The organism is Vibrio sp. 1557 (genome assembly GCF_033340175.1).
GTDB classification, from domain to species: domain Bacteria; phylum Pseudomonadota; class Gammaproteobacteria; order Enterobacterales; family Vibrionaceae; genus Vibrio; species Vibrio alginolyticus.
Genome location: NZ_JAWOVZ010000004.1, coordinates 300,146 through 317,183, shown reverse-complemented (window position 1 = coordinate 317,183; position 17,038 = coordinate 300,146). Strand labels below are relative to the sequence as shown.

Annotated in this window: 12 protein-coding genes; 7 read left to right on the top strand and 5 right to left on the bottom strand. The window is 44.9% G+C overall.

What is annotated here, in order from left to right; all coding sequences use genetic code 11:
- Positions 1-88 precede the first annotated feature (88 nt).
- Both R7070_RS08580 and R7070_RS08575 read right to left on the bottom strand, forming a co-directional pair.
- The gene (locus R7070_RS08580) at positions 89-466 is read right to left on the bottom strand and encodes a hypothetical protein (RefSeq protein ID WP_005377965.1); all 378 of its coding nucleotides are present in this window, start codon (positions 464-466) and stop codon (positions 89-91) included.
- A gap of 288 nt (positions 467-754) precedes the next feature.
- Positions 755-3,109 (bottom strand): helicase-related protein, encoded by a 2,355-nt coding sequence (locus R7070_RS08575; protein ID WP_318141183.1) that lies wholly within the window; start codon positions 3,107-3,109, stop codon positions 755-757.
- Positions 3,110-3,322: 213 nt separating this feature from the next.
- Here R7070_RS08575 and R7070_RS08570 point away from each other — a divergent pair, with 213 nt between their 5' ends.
- The 3 genes from R7070_RS08570 to R7070_RS08560 all read left to right on the top strand — a co-directional run bounded on the left by R7070_RS08570 (position 3,323) and on the right by R7070_RS08560 (position 7,490).
- On the top strand, positions 3,323-5,011 hold the full coding sequence (locus tag R7070_RS08570; RefSeq protein WP_005377977.1) for an NAD-dependent malic enzyme: 1,689 nt from the start codon (positions 3,323-3,325) through the stop codon (positions 5,009-5,011).
- Positions 5,012-5,165: 154 nt separating this feature from the next.
- On the top strand, positions 5,166-5,900 hold the full coding sequence (locus tag R7070_RS08565) for a vancomycin high temperature exclusion protein (RefSeq protein ID WP_005388862.1): 735 nt from the start codon (positions 5,166-5,168) through the stop codon (positions 5,898-5,900).
- A 219-nt stretch (positions 5,901-6,119) separates the two neighbouring features.
- Complete coding sequence (locus R7070_RS08560) at positions 6,120-7,490, top strand: SLC13 family permease (protein WP_017634863.1); 1,371 nt, start codon at positions 6,120-6,122, stop codon at positions 7,488-7,490.
- Positions 7,491-7,632: 142 nt separating this feature from the next.
- Here the strand turns inward: R7070_RS08560 and R7070_RS08555 are convergent, their stop codons facing one another.
- A complete protein-coding gene (locus R7070_RS08555) occupies positions 7,633-8,970 on the bottom strand; it encodes a GGDEF domain-containing protein (RefSeq protein ID WP_064353842.1) in 1,338 nt (445 codons plus the stop codon).
- 333 nt (positions 8,971-9,303) lie between these two features.
- Here R7070_RS08555 and R7070_RS08550 point away from each other — a divergent pair, with 333 nt between their 5' ends.
- Positions 9,304-10,128, top strand: coding sequence for a DUF2797 domain-containing protein (locus tag R7070_RS08550; RefSeq protein WP_005377984.1), 825 nt, complete (start codon positions 9,304-9,306; stop codon positions 10,126-10,128).
- 90 nt (positions 10,129-10,218) lie between these two features.
- Here R7070_RS08550 and R7070_RS08545 read toward each other — a convergent pair whose 3' ends face one another.
- Positions 10,219-11,454 carry a cysteine desulfurase-like protein gene (locus R7070_RS08545; RefSeq protein ID WP_005377986.1) on the bottom strand — a complete coding sequence of 412 codons (1,236 nt, stop codon included), beginning with the start codon at positions 11,452-11,454 and terminating at the stop codon, positions 10,219-10,221.
- Positions 11,438-12,094: a 2OG-Fe dioxygenase family protein gene (locus R7070_RS08540; protein WP_005377989.1), complete on the bottom strand. Its 657-nt coding sequence runs from the start codon at positions 12,092-12,094 to the stop codon at positions 11,438-11,440. The genes R7070_RS08545 and R7070_RS08540 overlap by 17 nt, the downstream gene beginning before the upstream one ends.
- 359 nt (positions 12,095-12,453) lie before the next feature.
- Between R7070_RS08540 and trxB the strand changes: the two genes are divergently transcribed.
- The 3 genes from trxB to cydC all read left to right on the top strand — a co-directional run bounded on the left by trxB (position 12,454) and on the right by cydC (position 17,018).
- Positions 12,454-13,413, top strand: a complete 960-nt coding sequence (trxB, locus tag R7070_RS08535) for a thioredoxin-disulfide reductase (protein ID WP_318141181.1) — start codon at positions 12,454-12,456, stop codon at positions 13,411-13,413.
- A gap of 103 nt (positions 13,414-13,516) precedes the next feature.
- Entirely contained in the window at positions 13,517-15,304 is a 1,788-nt protein-coding gene (gene cydD, locus R7070_RS08530) for a heme ABC transporter permease/ATP-binding protein CydD (RefSeq protein WP_256900342.1), read from the top strand.
- Entirely contained in the window at positions 15,297-17,018 is a 1,722-nt protein-coding gene (gene cydC, locus R7070_RS08525; RefSeq protein WP_047100726.1) for a heme ABC transporter ATP-binding protein/permease CydC, read from the top strand. Before cydD ends, cydC begins: the two co-directional genes overlap by 8 nt.
- Positions 17,019-17,038: the final 20 nt, after the last annotated feature.

Genomic DNA, 17,038 nt, shown 5'->3' with positions numbered 1-17,038 from the left:
ACCTCAAAATAAAAAAGCGACCTACTTTGAGGTCGCTTTTCATTGCACTATTGTTAAGTAGTACATCGATGCAGTGGAAATACTCAGCCTAAAACTTGATGTTAAGAACATCTTGTTCTGACGTGTCCACTTTCAACTGACTGCGAGATTCTATGTACTCGATTTGCTGAACGTCGAGCGAATATGGCATAACGACTCGCAATTCATTGATCCCTTCATGTTTAGCTAGCTGGGTTAAGCGGACCAAATTGGATTCATCACTTTTACGAGAAGACATCGATTTTAATGCGGCATCCCACAACCGATCTTCAGGCTTGCTCAATTCCGCAATGTTCTGTTTCCACATCAAACCGAAAATAGGCGCGATGGTGGCAAATGCCTCTAAAAAGGTCCATTTTTTACTACCTGTCGCTCCTAAAAAGCTAGTGTAGTCGAATTCAATGCACGTCTTTCCTTGTTGATCCATTCTATGCCCCCGACACTCGAAAATGAGATATACCAAATATCGTTCAACTGTTTTGATATAGCAATGGGATATAAAACATTCGTCTTTTATGCCCTAATTTACATACAAAAGGAAATATTAAAACCAGCTTTGTAACAACTGATGTACAGCTTCGCCATATATAAGCATTCAATTGATTAATATTTCAATTAAGAAACTAAAAACAACACGTAAGTAACGCTATCAATATGAAATCATTATAGATTCACCAAGAAAATATCCATTTTCGTCACAACGTCATCCGCCGACCTACTTCACATCAATCACTCGACTGGCCTTTTTATACTGTATCTTCCAACCAGCCCAGCGTGGCAGCTCCCAACGCTTCGGGTCTCCCTTACGGTTTCCCTCTCGATAAACGACCTGTACCAGCTTGCGAGACGCGTAATACTCGACATCTAGTTGGAGTTCTGGCAGCGAAAGTTCTAAAGGGTACTGCTCCGTGAAATCGTCGTATTCCCATTCTGGAACACCATTAAATGTTAAGTCTTCTGGTTCAAACAACGCCATATCATCGATGTTTTCAACGCCTAATGTTTCCAACTGATCCTTTAACCAGCTAGAAAATGTCAAGGAGGCCAAGTCGTTAACCTCTTCTCCTTCGACATTAAGGCCCAATGCGTTGTAGAGTTTCCAGTGTTGGATTTGCTGTTTTCTTTGAGAAGCAAAACCTGGTAACAGTGTCTCGTCTTCTATCATTTCGACAATAGACTGAACAGCAACATCACCTTTTAACGCTTGATGTTCAGTACAGATTGTTCGTCCGGCGTAGACCAAGTGCATCGTTGCTCTTGGGGTCTCCTCTTCATAATTCGTCTCACCTTGTTGCCACTCCCCTAGCTCAAGTTCGCGTAATAACGTCAGCGGGATAGGCATCATAACCGATGCGAGGTTTAGTGTTTGCTTAACGCCTCGTCCTGGCACGCTATGGCTATCTAGCACGATGGCCGCTTCTTCTTTATCAGGAAAGCGGCTGTTACGCCCAACCAGCATCTCGACTACGCCATTTCCTAGGGCATCTCTTCGACGAGCTCGTCGGACAAACACAAGCTCAGGGTGCAATGAGGCGATGGAGAAAAAGAGCGCTTCACGTTTATATCGAGAGGCAACGTCAAGTTCCGGCAATTCAAACACTTCTCGCATTTGTTTCGCTAAACCTTGTGCCTCTTCGAGCGCGCTAGCGTCAATGATAATGCCTGAGAGTTGCTCCCCTCGAACCAAACGGATCAGTAAAGAGGCATCACATCCGTATGGCTCCTCTTGAGATAGAAGCTCAGCAACTTCACCACTTTGTCGCTGATAGAGCTGCGCAGGCACAGATAAGGCGGCAGCCAAATCAATCATTGCTTCCTTCTCTGGCCTCGCTTGAATTCTGGTAACGAGATCGGCAAACAGTGCATCAATGGGTAGTGGATATACTTTTCTCCCGTGCTGCGTGACATTGCCATCCTCATCAATCGCTTCCATGGATAACAACGTCGAATGAGATGCCTCTAGCGACTTTGGGGGAATTGAGTCGAGAAAATCGAGTGTTGAGAGACGGTACCCACAACAAGCCGCTGCCAGCATGGGCTCGACGAGCTCTTCTCTGTGTAATTCTGGAGGCGTCACTAATTCTAAAGGCGCGTGCTCACCATATAGACGAATACAAGCCCCTTCGGTAACGCGACCTGCTCGCCCCATTCGCTGCGCGGCACTGGCCTTAGAAATGTTGGTTAATGTCAGTGCTGTACGTCCATTTCGTTGTACAGTTCTGCGCTCTAAACCACTATCGATTACCACACGGATATTAGGAATGGTCAGAGAGGTTTCCGCGACGTTGGTTGCCAATACGACTTTCCGTTGCTTTTGTACCGTCAGCGCACGATGTCGTTCTTCATCACTGACCGAGGCATGAAGTTTAACCACCATGACATCACTGCTGCTTTGTAGCATCTGCGCGCATTGGGCGATCTCTTTACGTCCTGGGAGAAAAACAAGAATATCGCCATCTTCATCTTCCAGTGCTTCTTTTACCGCTCCGACAACTTCCTGTTCATATCCCTTTTTGTTCGGTAAATAGCGGCTGTCTGTAGAACGATGTGTCACCGTGACTGGAAAGCAACGTCCCTCCGAACGCAGACGCTTAGCATTCAGGTAACGAGCAAGCTTTTCGCCTTCTAAGGTAGCGGAAGTGACGATCAATCGATGTTGATTTTCTTGCTTCAAAATGGCGGTTAATAGATCAATATCCCAGCGTCGCTCGTGAAATTCGTCCACTATCACGATATCAAAGTCTGCTAGCTTGTTTTCCGAAAACCAACGCAGTGCAACCCCCGGAGTGACAAATACAACTTCGGTTTTTTCATCAAAATAGGCATGAAGCTTGATCGCGTAACCGACTTTGCGACCTATTGGCTCTCCAGATTGCTCCGCAAGAAATTCAGCCAGCGAGGTACAAGCAATTCGACGTGGTTCAATAACCAGAACGCGTCCGTGTTTTGCCGCCCACATGGGCAAGCGGGTAGATTTACCCGACCCGGTTTCGGCTTCCACCACAAGATGGTTAAGGCTTACATGATGGTCAAACTCGGCTTGCAGGCTGTCGATAGGTAGTTGAAACATAGAAATTGGATTTGATTTGATGATGCAAAACATTATACCCAAGTAAAAAAATCCTGCTTTAGGTATCTCTAAACAACCAATATTGCCGATATTTTCGTCGGTATCTGAATTTTTTTGCGACATTACATTGATGTGCATCAACGCATGTTTACAACTAAATAGTGAACCCGTTAAAATTTGGTGCGCATCCTTCAACCCTACATAAGGCACCCAATGAACAACGATAAACGCCCACTATATATTCCATATGCGGGTCCGGCTCTTTTAGCAACCCCTCTTTTGAACAAAGGCAGTGCATTCTCTGCTGAAGAACGTAGTTCATTCAACTTAGAAGGTCTGCTTCCAGAGTCGACCGAAACTATCCAAGAGCAGGTGGAACGTGCCTACCAGCAATACAAAAGTTTCGAAAGCGATATGGATAAACACATTTATCTGCGTAATATCCAAGACACCAACGAAACATTGTATTACCGCCTAGTGCAAAATCACATTTCTGAGATGATGCCTATCATCTACACGCCGACTGTTGGCGCAGCATGTGAAAACTTCTCTAACATTTACCGTCGTGGTCGTGGTCTGTTCATTTCATACCCGAACCGTGACCGTATTGACGACTTGCTGAACAACGCAGCAAACCACAACGTTAAAGTGATTGTTGTGACAGATGGCGAACGTATCCTTGGCTTGGGTGACCAAGGTATCGGCGGCATGGGTATTCCTATCGGTAAACTGTCACTATATACCGCGTGTGGCGGTATCAGCCCTGCTTATACGCTACCAATCGTGCTTGATGTGGGTACCAATAACCCGCAACGCTTAGCTGATCCGATGTACATGGGTTGGCGTCATCCTCGTATTACGGGTGCAGAATACGATGCATTTGTAGAAGAGTTTATCCAAGCGGTACAGCGCCGTTGGCCTGATGCTTTGATCCAGTTCGAAGACTTTGCTCAGAAAAATGCGATGCCTCTTCTAGAGCGTTACAAAGACCGCGTGTGTTGTTTCAATGATGATATTCAGGGTACTGCTGCTGTTACTGTTGGCTCTCTACTTGCAGCTTGTAAAGCAGCAGGAACTCAGCTTTCTAAACAACGTATTACCTTCCTAGGCGCAGGGTCTGCTGGTTGTGGTATCGCAGAAGCGATCATCGCACAAATGGTATCGGAAGGAATTTCTGACGAGCAAGCTCGCTCACAAGTTTACATGGTTGACCGTTGGGGTCTGTTACAAGAAGGCATGCCTAACCTTCTTGATTTCCAACAACGCTTGGTGCAAAAGCATACCAATACGAAAGAGTGGGAAAATGAAGGAAATGGCTTCTCACTACTCGATGTAATGCGTAACGCCAAGCCAACGGTACTAATTGGTGTTTCTGGTGCTCCTGGCCTATTTAGCCAAGAAGTCATCGAAGAAATGCATAAACACTGTAAGCGTCCGATTGTCTTCCCACTGTCGAACCCAACAAGCCGCGTGGAAGCGACACCGAACGACATCATTCGTTGGACAAATGGTGAAGCACTGGTTGCAACAGGTAGCCCATTTGAGCCAGTGGTTCATGAAGGTCGCACTTACCCTATTGCACAATGTAACAACAGCTACATCTTCCCAGGCATTGGCCTTGGTGTACTTGCTGTCAATGCAAAACGTGTCACTGACGAGATGCTAATGGAATCAAGTCGCGCGCTAGCAACATGTTCTCCTCTAGCAATCAATGGTCGTGGTGCACTACTTCCACCACTGGAAGAGATCCACTTAGTGTCGAAAAAAATCGCATTTGCCGTTGGTAAAAAGGCAATTGAACAAGGTGTCGCATTAGAAATTACTGATGAAGCATTGAACGTGGCAATTGAACAGTCGTTCTGGCAACCTGTTTACCGCCGCTACAAACGCACTGCGTTCTAAGCTTGAGACAATTCGTTTAATAATTAGCCCCTACCATGTAGGGGCTTTTATTTTTTTATCATCCTAACCAGATTTTGGCATAAATGGGCTTCTCTCTTTTTGTTTCTATCAGATATGATGAGAACTACATTTTTAGTTAAGGATATAAAACGTTTTGTTGTTTTCTCGCATAAGATCAAAGTGGAAGCTGAAATTTTCCTGGAAGCGATTTGCTTTGATTTTGTCGATCTCTGCACTTAGTCTGCTTGTTTCTGTTATTGCCATCGACCGGTGGGTGGTTTTACAAGCCAAAGAGAGCATTTTCACTGAATACGAGCAAATCCCTCAACATGAGGTTGCCGTAGTTCTTGGTACCAGTAAATACATCGGAAAGATCCTCAACACTTATTACACTCATCGCATTAATGCGGCGATTGAGCTTTACAACCAAGGCAAAGTAAAACAGTTTTTATTGAGTGGCGATAACGCCCACCGTTCATACAACGAACCGTGGACAATGAAACGCGACTTACTTAAAGCAGGCGTGCCTGAAGAAGTGATTCACCTTGATTATGCTGGCTTTCGTACCTTAGATTCGATTGTACGAGCGAAAAAAATTTTTGCTTCGGAGCGATTTCTGATTGTGACTCAGCGCTTTCACTGTGAACGCGCACTGTTCATCGCTGATGCTTACAGCATTGATGCGCAGTGTCTCGCGGTAGCAGGGCCGACGGCCAACAAGCAAAAAACATCGATGCGTGTTCGAGAACTGCTAGCCCGTGTGAAAGCGTTTTTAGACCTGTATATTATCAATACGCAGCCTAAGTTTCTTGGCCCTCAAGAACCTATCGTTGCAGTAAAAGAGCCAAATAAAGCAGCTAACGAGCCTCTTCAAGTCCCCGTCGAATAGAGGAATAACGTGGCTCACAAGCCTAGTAACATTTCTATAAAACAAATGGGTAGTTTTCTACCCATTTCCAATTCTCAACATCACACTTTCTAATTTGCTCTACGATTCAGGCAAAACTCTTTTTCGCATTCAAAGTAACATTTCATCAATAAATAACTACAAGTCAGTTACTTTGCCATAAAAAAACCGACAAAAGGCAATGCAAAAGGAGCACTACCCATGACCGCACTCGCTGTGACATTGAAGAATTGGTTCTTCACTCGCAACAGCATGATTTTGAACGCGAATATCCTATTGTTCATTATCTTGTTTAATACCTTACCCTTTGAACCACAAGTAGTAACCGGCCTGAGCATCTTAGTTTTTGTTGCTATTTTGTGGCTAACCGAAGCGATTCACGTCAGCATTACTGCGCTGCTCATACCACTACTTGCGGTATTTTTAGGTGTGTTCAACACTCAAGCCGCACTGAATAACTTTTCCAACTCCATCATTTTTCTATTTTTGGGTGGTTTTGCACTAGCTGCGGCTCTACATAAACAAAAGTTAGATCAAGCTATTGCAGATAAAGTACTATTGCTGGCAAGAGGAAAAATGTCTGTCGCTGTATTCATGCTATTTGGTGTGAGTGCTGGCCTGTCAATGTGGATTTCAAACACCGCCACCGCCGCGATGATGTTACCGCTTGTGCTGGGTGTGATGACAAAGCTAGACGCCAAGAAAAACCACAACACCTTTTTGTTTGTTCTACTCGGTATCGCTTACAGTGCTTCAATTGGTGGTATTGCAACACTGGTTGGTAGCCCACCAAACGCAATTGCAGCCGCTGAAGTTGGCCTAAGCTTCACTGAATGGATGAAGTTTGGTGTACCTATTTCCCTAGTATTAATGCCAATCGCTATCCTCGTATTGTACACGATGACTAAGCCTGACCTTAGCCACAAGTTTGACCTTGACCATCAACCAGTCGAATGGACAAACGGCAAAATGATTACGTTGGCGATTTTCTTACTGACCGTGACGTTGTGGATATTCAGTAAGCCTATTAACGCTATGCTGGGTGGCTTCGCGAAGTTCGATACTCTTGTAGCTATTGGCGCCATCCTTCTACTTGGTGCTTCTCGCGCCGTCGAGTGGAAAGATATTGAGAAAACAACCGACTGGGGTGTGTTAATCCTATTTGGTGGTGGTATCTGTCTGAGTAACGTCCTAAAAGCAACCGGAACAAGCGTATTTTTAGCTCATAGCTTGTCAGGCTTCCTTGAGCAAGCCGGTATTCTCTTAACGATTCTTGCAGTGGTTGCTTTTGTTGTCTTCTTAACTGAGTTTGCGAGTAACACCGCCAGTGCTGCGCTACTTGTCCCTGTATTTGCGACCATTGCAGAAGCCTTGGGCATGTCTCCGGTTATTCTTTCTGCACTGATTGCCGTCGCTGCATCTTGTGCATTTATGTTACCAGTTGCAACACCTCCAAACGCGATTGTGTTCGGTACGGGTCATATCAAGCAAAAAGAAATGATGCGAATTGGTTTCGTATTAAACATTGCCTGTATTGCTGCACTAACGCTTTTCGCTTGGTTGTTCTGGTAAAAATAGCAAGTTCGATTAGCACTACACTGCTGCTCACGGTAATCGTATCGATAACCCAAACTTCCCCCCTAAGTGGTGTTCAGCAGTTTCCCTCTTGGTGGCCAGTTGGCCACCTTTTTTTTTTCCTTTCAGTGAACGGCTATCAGGCTTGCTTCTTTTCGCAAGCAAGTAAACCATAATGAGCTTCCACTCGGTTGCGACCATTGCGCTTCGCCTGATACAACACTTCGTCAGCTCTCGCCATGGTTTCTGAGACGCGTTCATTCTGCATTTGGGCAATGCCAATACTGCAAGTTAATGATTCACCGTGCACCCACAAATGATCCTCCACATTTTTGCGAATCATTTCTGCCTTCTCTAACGCTTGTTCAATATTGGTATCAGGGCAAAATACGACAAACTCTTCGCCGCCCCAACGAACGAGTCGATCGTCTGAGTAAATAGAAGTCGCTACCACCATGACAAATTCGCGCAATATGTCATCCCCCATTTGGTGCCCAAATTTGTCGTTCACCTTTTTAAACTTATCCAAGTCCAAATAGAGAATACTGAAGGTGTTATGCCCCCATCGAACCTGACGAGATTGTTGTTCCAGCCAGTGTTGCACAGCATATCGGTTCATCGCGCCCGTCAAAGCATCTCGATGCGCTAGCTCTGCAAACTCATAGTTTTGAGCTCGCAAAGTATCATTCACCTTTTCCAAATGACGGTGACGCTTTTGCGCTTTTTCATAAGCCACTCTATTTTTTCGTAACTCATGCAGTGAAAAAGCCAGTCCAAGCGCCATCCAAGAGAGTAATAATGCATACAACAATGTTTCTTGCGCAAGGTAAGCGCCTTCAAACTCAATTTTATCAATCACAATTCTATGTTTACCAAGTGCCGCACCAGACCCAGTTGCAATATCAATACGTGTGATGTTTGAAAATTCAGGTGCAGAGTGCTCAATCGCGACTCCGTTATCTGCTAACCACCAGGTCATCACCTGAAGATTTTTAATCGGAATTTCGACAATATCGCTCGAACCCGACGGAGAAAACTGCATGCCATTATATTTAATGGTGTACTCGTCGTCCGGCTTGGAATACTCAGAATTATAATTGCGAAGATACAAACGTAGGTCGTGGCTAGGGTTAGCCCCTATTCCTGCCTCTTCATATCGCACCTTCAATCGAATCGTATGGTAGTTGGAAAGGTCAATACCCTGTGTTGGCGTTGCTGAATCGGTATAAACCGAGATTCCGCAGTAAGGCCAAGCATACGAGCTCTGCTTTAGTTCACAGCTAAGGACTAGGCTTTGCCGATCGTATGTGATATCTGCCTCACTCACACCTCCTTCACTGGCATCTTTAGTTGCATAGATATTGAAATGCTCAGGTGTAATGGTCAGCTTTCGCGTATCGCCAAGCACACTATAAAGGGCAACCAAACTGATAGTGCAAATAGAAAGAGCAAAGATAAAGTTATGGATCCACTTCATGGGCAAGTGACCTGCTGAGATTATACAATACGTGGGGTTCAATAATTTCAAAAATGAAATCAAGGTGATTTATCAAGAAATAAAATCGCTTTTTCATTCAATTCTTAGTTTCGACACATGGTAACGGATTTTGAACCGTTATCACGTTTTAAAATTTCTAAAAAGTGCAGCCCAACTTCTATTTGCGAAGCATTTCACAGCCATAATTTTTAGAAAATAAAACACGATGCATAATAATTTAGTGCAAGACATTTACTTTAAAGCTCCTGTCAACCCTGCATCTCTTCTCCACTTCAGTATATACTGTGCAAAAACACAATAATGAGTAATGTCATGTCATTAATTGCAACTGGCACGCTAAACAAAATGCGTGCTTCTCTGGACGGTGCCGTCAACTACCGTCTTCCTGTCGGTGAGGAAGAAATCGACTTAACTCCTTTTCTGGGTAAAACGCTCACACTGACTCACACTGGCAATATTTTTTGTTGCTCATGTGGAAAGAAAACGAAAAAGAGTTATTCGCAAGGCCACTGTTTTGTATGCATGAAAAAGCTAGCAAGCTGCGACATGTGTATCATGAAGCCAGAGACCTGCCACTACGATCAAGGGACTTGTCGCGAACCACAATGGGGTGAAGAGAATTGCATGGTGGATCACTTTGTCTACCTGTCCAACACATCCAGCTTAAAAGTTGGTATTACTCGTCATACTCAAATCCCGACTCGTTGGATTGACCAAGGCGCGACTCAGGGCTTGCCAATTTTTAAAGTAAAAACTCGCCATATCTCCGGTTTAATTGAAGTTGAACTGGCGAAACATATCGCAGACAAGACCAATTGGCGCACACTGCTAAAAGGTGACGGTGAACCTATGGCATTGCAGGACCGTTTTGCTGAGCTATTGCCTTTAGTCGAAGAGAAAATTGCCGAGATAAAACAGCAATTCGGCGAAGATGCCATTGAAGTATTAAACGAAAGCATTACCGACCTTAGCTACCCGGTACAACAGCACCCAACGAAGATCACTTCGCATAACTTCGATAAAAACCCGGTTGTTACTGGCACTTTGCAAGGCATCAAAGGTCAATACCTCATCTTTGATACCGGCGTTATTAATGTAAGAAAATTCACTTCCTATGAAGTTGAAGTTAGTGAGTAATCGCTTGCAGAACGCGTTGATTCAAATAAAAATGAAAAAAGCTCGAGTTTGACTCGAGCTTTTGTTTTTCTATTAGGAAGAAATCGTTAGTTATGCGTCAAGGATGCTTTCTAGCACATCGAATAACATATCGACTTCTTCTATTGTGTTGTAATGCATACAACCAATTCGCACTACACCACCCGATTCTTCTAAACCAAGTTGACGAACTAAGCCCAACGCATAAAAGTGACCATTCCATACACAAATGTTATGTTCACCCAGTGTTTTCGCGATGAACTCTGGAGAATATCGGTCAAACGTTAGCGCAAAAGTTGGCGTGCGGAGTTGGCTATCTTCCTTTGCGATACCGAATAGATTGACACCATCTAATGCATTCAAACGCTGCAAGAAACGCTCACTCAAGCGCTGCTCATGTTGTTCATACAGTTGGTAGCTTTGCTCCAATCGTTGGCGAAGAGGTAAACCGACTTCACCAAATTGAGCCAGATACTCAACCGCAGAAACGACACCAGCAAGACCTTCAAAACTTTGCGTTCCTGTTTCAAATCGACCAGGGCCTATATTAGTGGCAGGCTCGACTTTGTAAGGGCGAATACTGTGAAGCCACTGATCGGCTATGTAAGCAATACCAACGTGTGGTCCGAAAAACTTGTAAGCTGAGCAAGCTAAAAAGTCACAACCTAACGCTTGAACATCAACCAAATGATGAGGCGCATAATGGACGGCATCCACATAAACTTGTGCCCCAACATTGTGCGCCATGCTGACTACTTGCTGTACATCCACAATAGAGCCCGTCGTGTTCGATGCATAAGTCACAGCGACAAGGCGCGTTTTATCAGAAAGAAGGCGGCTTAAATGCTCCATATCAAGCGTACAATCTTCTTCGTTGATACGAACTTGATGAACCGTAACGCCTTTATCTTCTGCCGCTTGCTGCCAGCTGGATACATTTGAATAGTGATCCAAAGCGGAGACAATGATCTCATCTCCTGCTTGCCAATCTCGACTAATCGCGCGACTAAGCTGAAAGGTTAGTGAGGTCATATTGGCACCGAAGACAATATTGCCAGATGAAGGGGCATTAAGTAGAGCCTGAGCCGACTCACGCGCATTTTGCATTACGTCAACGGTCACTTGGCTAGAAAAATAATGCCCGCCTAAGTTAGCGTTGAAACGACCTAAATACCCAACCATGCTGTCTAGTACTGGTTGAGGCACTTGTGAGCCACCTGGACCATCAAAAAACGTCACGGGCTTGTCGTTATGGTATTGAGCCAACGCCGGAAATTGCTCTCTGATCTGATTAAGATTGAAGTTCATTACGCTTATCCGTAGCAGTAAGTACAAATACATCCATATGGCCCGCTTCGTCATCAATAACAGAGCGGATTGGGCACGCGTTATGCCACAGCTTGCTATCAGCCAAGATTGCGACCTCTCCGGTTTCTAGCACTTTACGGAAAAATGGGGCTTGGTTATGGCTGCTGTACAGCATGATGTCGCCACCGATGATGTTATGGCGTCCCACACCAACCATTGCAATATGATCAAAACCGTCTTGGTGCACACCTTCAGGTGCTACTTGGGTTTCTTCTTCCAGTGCCCTGATACGGATTTGGTGAATTTCTATTTCTTGACCGTTTGGCAGATGATTCGCATTGACAAACAATTCACACATTTCTCGAAATCCATCGCTGGTAAGAATATCCTTCTCAATTGGCTCGAATTGTCTTACTACATCACCTTGAAATCGGTTGATATCAGAGGATTGAACAAAGCTATTTTTATTTAAGTCGATGACTTTGCCGTTATCAAAGCCAACCACAGAATAACGTCGTAGTCGATACTGACCATCTGCATGTTCGGTACGAGGCAGTTCTTCAAACGATGGGGAAAGCTGCTCAATTGCTGCCATGCTGAGCTGTGTTAAATGTAGAGTATTCTCACGTGAATGTAACATCATTTGCTCCTTTAATGAGGCACATTAATTAACATTTAATTTACACACTAGGTTACGCAAATATTCTGCAATTACCAGCTTTTAACGTTGATAGCTTCAACAAAACGACAAAAACAACATAACAAACCAAACCAAACCACAAAAACAGAGCCATGTTTCAGTTTTACGCTTTGACAATATTTGAAACTAGACTTCTCTACTACGAATAGAATTTTATGCTAGAAGTCAACGTTCTCAATCAATATTTAGTGGGTTCTAATCTATAACCAATTATTCGATCACAATCGTTGTTTATGCTTTTAAAGCACTAAGAATTTCCATACAATCGAGGGAAATGTTACGCCCTTTTTGGAGCCATAATGAGCGACGTAAAACACTGTAAATTATTAATTCTTGGTTCTGGTCCTGCAGGATACACAGCTGCCGTCTACGCAGCGCGTGCAAACTTAAACCCTGTGCTTGTGACGGGAATGCAACAAGGTGGTCAGCTAACCACCACAACTGAAGTTGAAAACTGGCCAGGCGATGCTGAGGGACTGACAGGTCCAGCATTGATGGATCGCATGAAAGAACACGCCGAGCGTTTCGAAACTGAAATCGTATTTGATCACATCTATGAAGTAGAGCTATCACAACGCCCATTTCGTTTAAAAGGCGACTCAGGTGAGTACACTTGTGATGCCTTAATCATATCTACCGGCGCATCAGCAAAATACCTTGGCCTTGAGTCTGAAGAAGCATTTAAAGGTCGCGGCGTTTCTGCTTGTGCAACCTGTGACGGTTTCTTCTACCGTAATCAGAAAGTTGCAGTTGTGGGCGGTGGTAACACGGCTGTTGAAGAAGCGCTATACCTATCTAACATTGCGTCAGAAGTTCACCTGATCCACCGCCGCGATTCATTCCGCGCAGAGAAGATCCTTGTGAAACGTCTGATGGATAAAGTTGAAAGCGGTAATATCGTTCTTCATACCGATCGCACTCTCGATGAAGTACTGGGTGACGATATGGGCGTAACGGGCGTCCGCATTAAAGACGTGAACAGCGGTGCGACAGAAGATATCGATGTAATGGGTGCATTCATCGCAATTGGCCACCAGCCAAACACACAAATCTTTGAAGGCCAAGTAGACATGAAAGATGGCTACATCATCGTTCAATCAGGTCTTGAAGGCAACGCAACACAAACTAGTATCGAAGGTGTATTTGCAGCTGGCGACGTAATGGACCACAACTACCGTCAAGCGATCACCTCTGCAGGTACAGGTTGTATGGCTGCATTAGATGCTGAACGTTTCTTAGACTCACTTGGTGACAAATAACTTTTCACATTTGTGTCATATCCTTAAAGCCCAGCGGTATTCCCGCTGGGTTTTCTTTTGTATACTACCGCCTCATTAAAACAATTATCATTAAGCCTTCACGATGGATAAGAAAAAGCAAAGCAGCTTGAATAAGTGGCTGAAGCAACAAAGTAAGTTAGCCAAGCGCTGGCTTATGATTGCGATAGGCCTAGGCGTACTTTCAAGCGTGTTTTTATTGGCTCAAGCAGCCCTGCTCGCCTCCATTCTGCACCAGTTAATCATTGACCAAGTCGACAAAGCCGACCTCATTTGGCATTTTGTTGGGCTCGGTGGCACGGTTATCGGTCGAGCTGCTTGTACCTGGGGTCGAGAGCTTGCCGGTTACCGTTGCGGGGAGCAAATTCGAGTTTATATTCGCCAACTCATTTTAGATAAAGTTCATAAACTTGGGCCAGCTTACATCAAAGGCAAACCTGCTGGCAGTTGGGCAACGCTCATCTTAGAACAGGTAGAAGATATGCAAGATTTCTTCTCACGCTACTTGCCTCAAATGTCATTATCGGTACTAGTGCCTTTCATCATTTTGGTTGTCGTATTCCCAGTAAACTGGGCAGCAGGCTTGATCTTCCTGGTCACTGCACCACTGGTGCCTATTTTCATGGCACTGGTTGGGATGAAAGCCGCAGAAGCAAACCGTAAAAACTTTAAAGCGATGCAGCGTTTGTCGGGTCACTTTTATGACCGCTTGCAAGCAATGACAACCATTCGCTTATTCGATAGAACAAAATCTGAAACTGAGACGCTAAAGGGGGCTTCAGAAGTCTTTCGTACTCGTACCATGGACGTTCTGAAAATCGCGTTTCTGTCTTCTGCGGTGTTAGAGTTTTTCACTTCTATTTCTATCGCAATTACCGCTGTCTACTTTGGCTTTAGTTATATCGGGGAGCTGGACTTCGGCTACTACGGCACAAGTGTTACGCTCTTTGCTGGTTTGTTCATTCTGATTCTTGCTCCAGAGTTTTATCAGCCATTACGTGATTTGGGCACGTTCTATCATGCGAAACAGCAAGCGGTTGGCGCAGCAGAAAGCATTGTCGAGTTTCTGGATTTGGAAGTCGATCAAATCAAAGATGGTACCCAAGCGTTAGATAAAAACAGCCCTATCCATATTGAAGCGGACCAGTTAACCATTTTTAGTCCGGAAGGTAAGCAGCTCGCAGGTCCCCTATCATTCTCTCTTGAAGCCAACAAAAGTACAGCGTTGGTTGGACCAAGTGGCGCAGGTAAAACAAGTTTGGTAAACACAATCCTCGGTTTCATGCCTTATCAAGGTAGCTTAAAAATTAATGGCTGCGAATTGTCGCAACTGGATCTAGCCACATGGCGAGAGGCAGTAAGCTGGATTGGTCAAAACCCGATGCTATTACACGGTAGCATTCGAGATAACATCACACTAGGTAAGCACAATATTCAGGATGCAGACGTACATTCTGTGTTGAATGACTCTCGCGCTGCTGAATTTGTTGAAATGCATGGGTTGGATTATCCGATATCTGATCGTTCTGGTGGTTTATCTGTCGGCCAAGCGCAGCGTTTAGCACTGGCTCGCGCCATGCTACAAAATGGTCGTTTTTGGTTATTAGATGAACCAACCGCAAGCTTAGATGCTCGCAGTGAAAAACTCGTGATGGAAGGCATTAACAAGTATGCGCATGCCACAACGAATTTGATGATTACTCACCAACTTGCGCCTTTACAAAACGTATCGCAAATTCTTGTTATGCAGGACGGCCAGATTGTTCAACGTGGTGATTACGCCACACTGTCGACAGAAGGTGGCTTATTTAAAGACATGTTGGAAGCGAACCTCGCACAACGTGAAACAGACAAGGGGAACTTAGATGCGTGATTTACTCCCTTATCTAAAACTCTATAAAAAACACTGGTTTGGTCTTTCGCTAGGTATGCTACTGGCATTTCTGACCTTAGCGGCGTCTATTGGCTTATTAACGCTATCAGGTTGGTTTATTTCAGCCGCAGCGGTGGCAGGCTTGACGGTTGCTCGTGAGACCTTCAACTACATGTTACCAGGTGCCGGGGTACGCGGCGCTGCAATGGCTCGAACCGCAGGTCGATGGGGAGAACGTGTCGTCAGCCACAATGCAACGTTCAAGCTGCTTACCGATCTACGTATCTTCTTCTTTAAGAAACTTGCACCACTGATTCCGGGTCGTGTTTCTACGATGCGTGATGCCGATCTGCTCAACCGCCTAGTAGCGGACGTAGATGCGATGGATCACGTTTACCTTCGACTTATCAGCCCTGTCGTGATTGGTGTTTTTGGCATATTGAGTTTAACGGCTGTCCTGGCTTTCTTTGATTGGCATCTCGCCCTACTGCTTGGCTCGATTCTTACCGTCATGTTGTTTGTATGGCCAGTACTGTTCTATAAACTGGGTAAAAACAATGGCGAGAATCTCACTCATCATAAAGCGCAATTGCGAGTGGCGACACTGGACTGGCTTCAAGGCTACAGTGAACTGAGTATCTTTGGAGCAGAAGAACGTTATCGTAATCTCATTCTAGAGAAGCAGAAGCAGTTGCTGTCTAACCAATTTGTGAACGCGAATTTAACGGGCATGGCTTCAGGCCTGCTTATGCTGGTGAACGGCATTACACTGGTTGTGATGCTTTGGTTTGCTGCAGACGGCGTAGGTGGTCGTGCTCCTGATCCTTGGATTGCGCTGTTTGCGTTTGCAACCATGGCGAGCTTTGAGATTCTGATGCCTATCGCGGGCGCATTCCAGTATCTCGGTCAAACGTTGACCTCTGCTCGTCGTTTAAATGAAGTAATTTTGGCTGAACCTGACGTTGTCTTCCCTGAGCAGTCGAAACATAAAGACACAACGTTAGACATTGAATTCGACAACATAGATTTTACTTACCCTGACGGTCAGCAAAAGGTGCTGAAAGACTTGTCACTCTCACTACCGTTGGGCACTAAAACTGCAATTGTAGGTCAAACAGGTTCAGGTAAATCAACACTGATTCAGCTTCTTTGTCGCTACTGGGATGTAAACCAAGGTGAAGTTCGAATCGGTGGTACAAAACTGCAAGATTGGAGCGAGTCGGACCTGCGAGCAGCAATGACTGTGGTCAGTCAACGCGTAGATGTACTAAACGGGACACTACGTGACAACTTACTCATGGCCGCTCCGGACGCAAGTGATGAGCAACTGTCTACTATTTTACAAAAAGTCGAGCTTGGCGGACTTCTTGAAGAGCCGGGTTTAGACGCTTGGTTAGGCGACGGCGGTCGTCAGTTATCTGGTGGTGAGAAACGCCGAATCGGTATTGCTCGAGCATTGCTACGTGATGCCCCAATCCTACTCTTAGATGAGCCGACTGAAGGCCTCGATAAGCGTACGGAACAAAAAGTGATGGCGCTTTTCAATGAACACTTTGCTAATAAGACAGTAGTATTCATTACACACCGACTGATAGAGTTAGAAAGTATGGATAGCATCTGTTTGATGGAACAAGGTGAGATCATCGAACAAGGCGACCATCCAACGCTACTCGCTCAAAAAGGTCGTTACTACCAGCTATTACAATCTCTATAATTCGATTTTCAGTGACGAGA

What these genes read in the sequence shown, in the direction of transcription:
- trxB (WP_318141181.1), top strand. Translation starts at nt 12,454, where the DNA reads ATGAGCGACGTAAAACACTGTAAATTATTAATTCTTGGTTCTGGTCCT.
- cydD (WP_256900342.1), top strand. Translation starts at nt 13,517, where the DNA reads ATGGATAAGAAAAAGCAAAGCAGCTTGAATAAGTGGCTGAAGCAACAA.
- R7070_RS08580 (WP_005377965.1), bottom strand. Translation starts at nt 466, where the DNA reads ATGGATCAACAAGGAAAGACGTGCATTGAATTCGACTACACTAGCTTT.
- R7070_RS08575 (WP_318141183.1), bottom strand. Translation starts at nt 3,109, where the DNA reads ATGTTTCAACTACCTATCGACAGCCTGCAAGCCGAGTTTGACCATCAT.
- R7070_RS08540 (WP_005377989.1), bottom strand. Translation starts at nt 12,094, where the DNA reads ATGTTACATTCACGTGAGAATACTCTACATTTAACACAGCTCAGCATG.
- cydC (WP_047100726.1), top strand. Translation starts at nt 15,297, where the DNA reads ATGCGTGATTTACTCCCTTATCTAAAACTCTATAAAAAACACTGGTTT.
- R7070_RS08545 (WP_005377986.1), bottom strand. Translation starts at nt 11,454, where the DNA reads ATGAACTTCAATCTTAATCAGATCAGAGAGCAATTTCCGGCGTTGGCT.
- R7070_RS08560 (WP_017634863.1), top strand. Translation starts at nt 6,120, where the DNA reads ATGACCGCACTCGCTGTGACATTGAAGAATTGGTTCTTCACTCGCAAC.
- R7070_RS08550 (WP_005377984.1), top strand. Translation starts at nt 9,304, where the DNA reads ATGTCATTAATTGCAACTGGCACGCTAAACAAAATGCGTGCTTCTCTG.
- R7070_RS08570 (WP_005377977.1), top strand. Translation starts at nt 3,323, where the DNA reads ATGAACAACGATAAACGCCCACTATATATTCCATATGCGGGTCCGGCT.
- R7070_RS08555 (WP_064353842.1), bottom strand. Translation starts at nt 8,970, where the DNA reads ATGAAGTGGATCCATAACTTTATCTTTGCTCTTTCTATTTGCACTATC.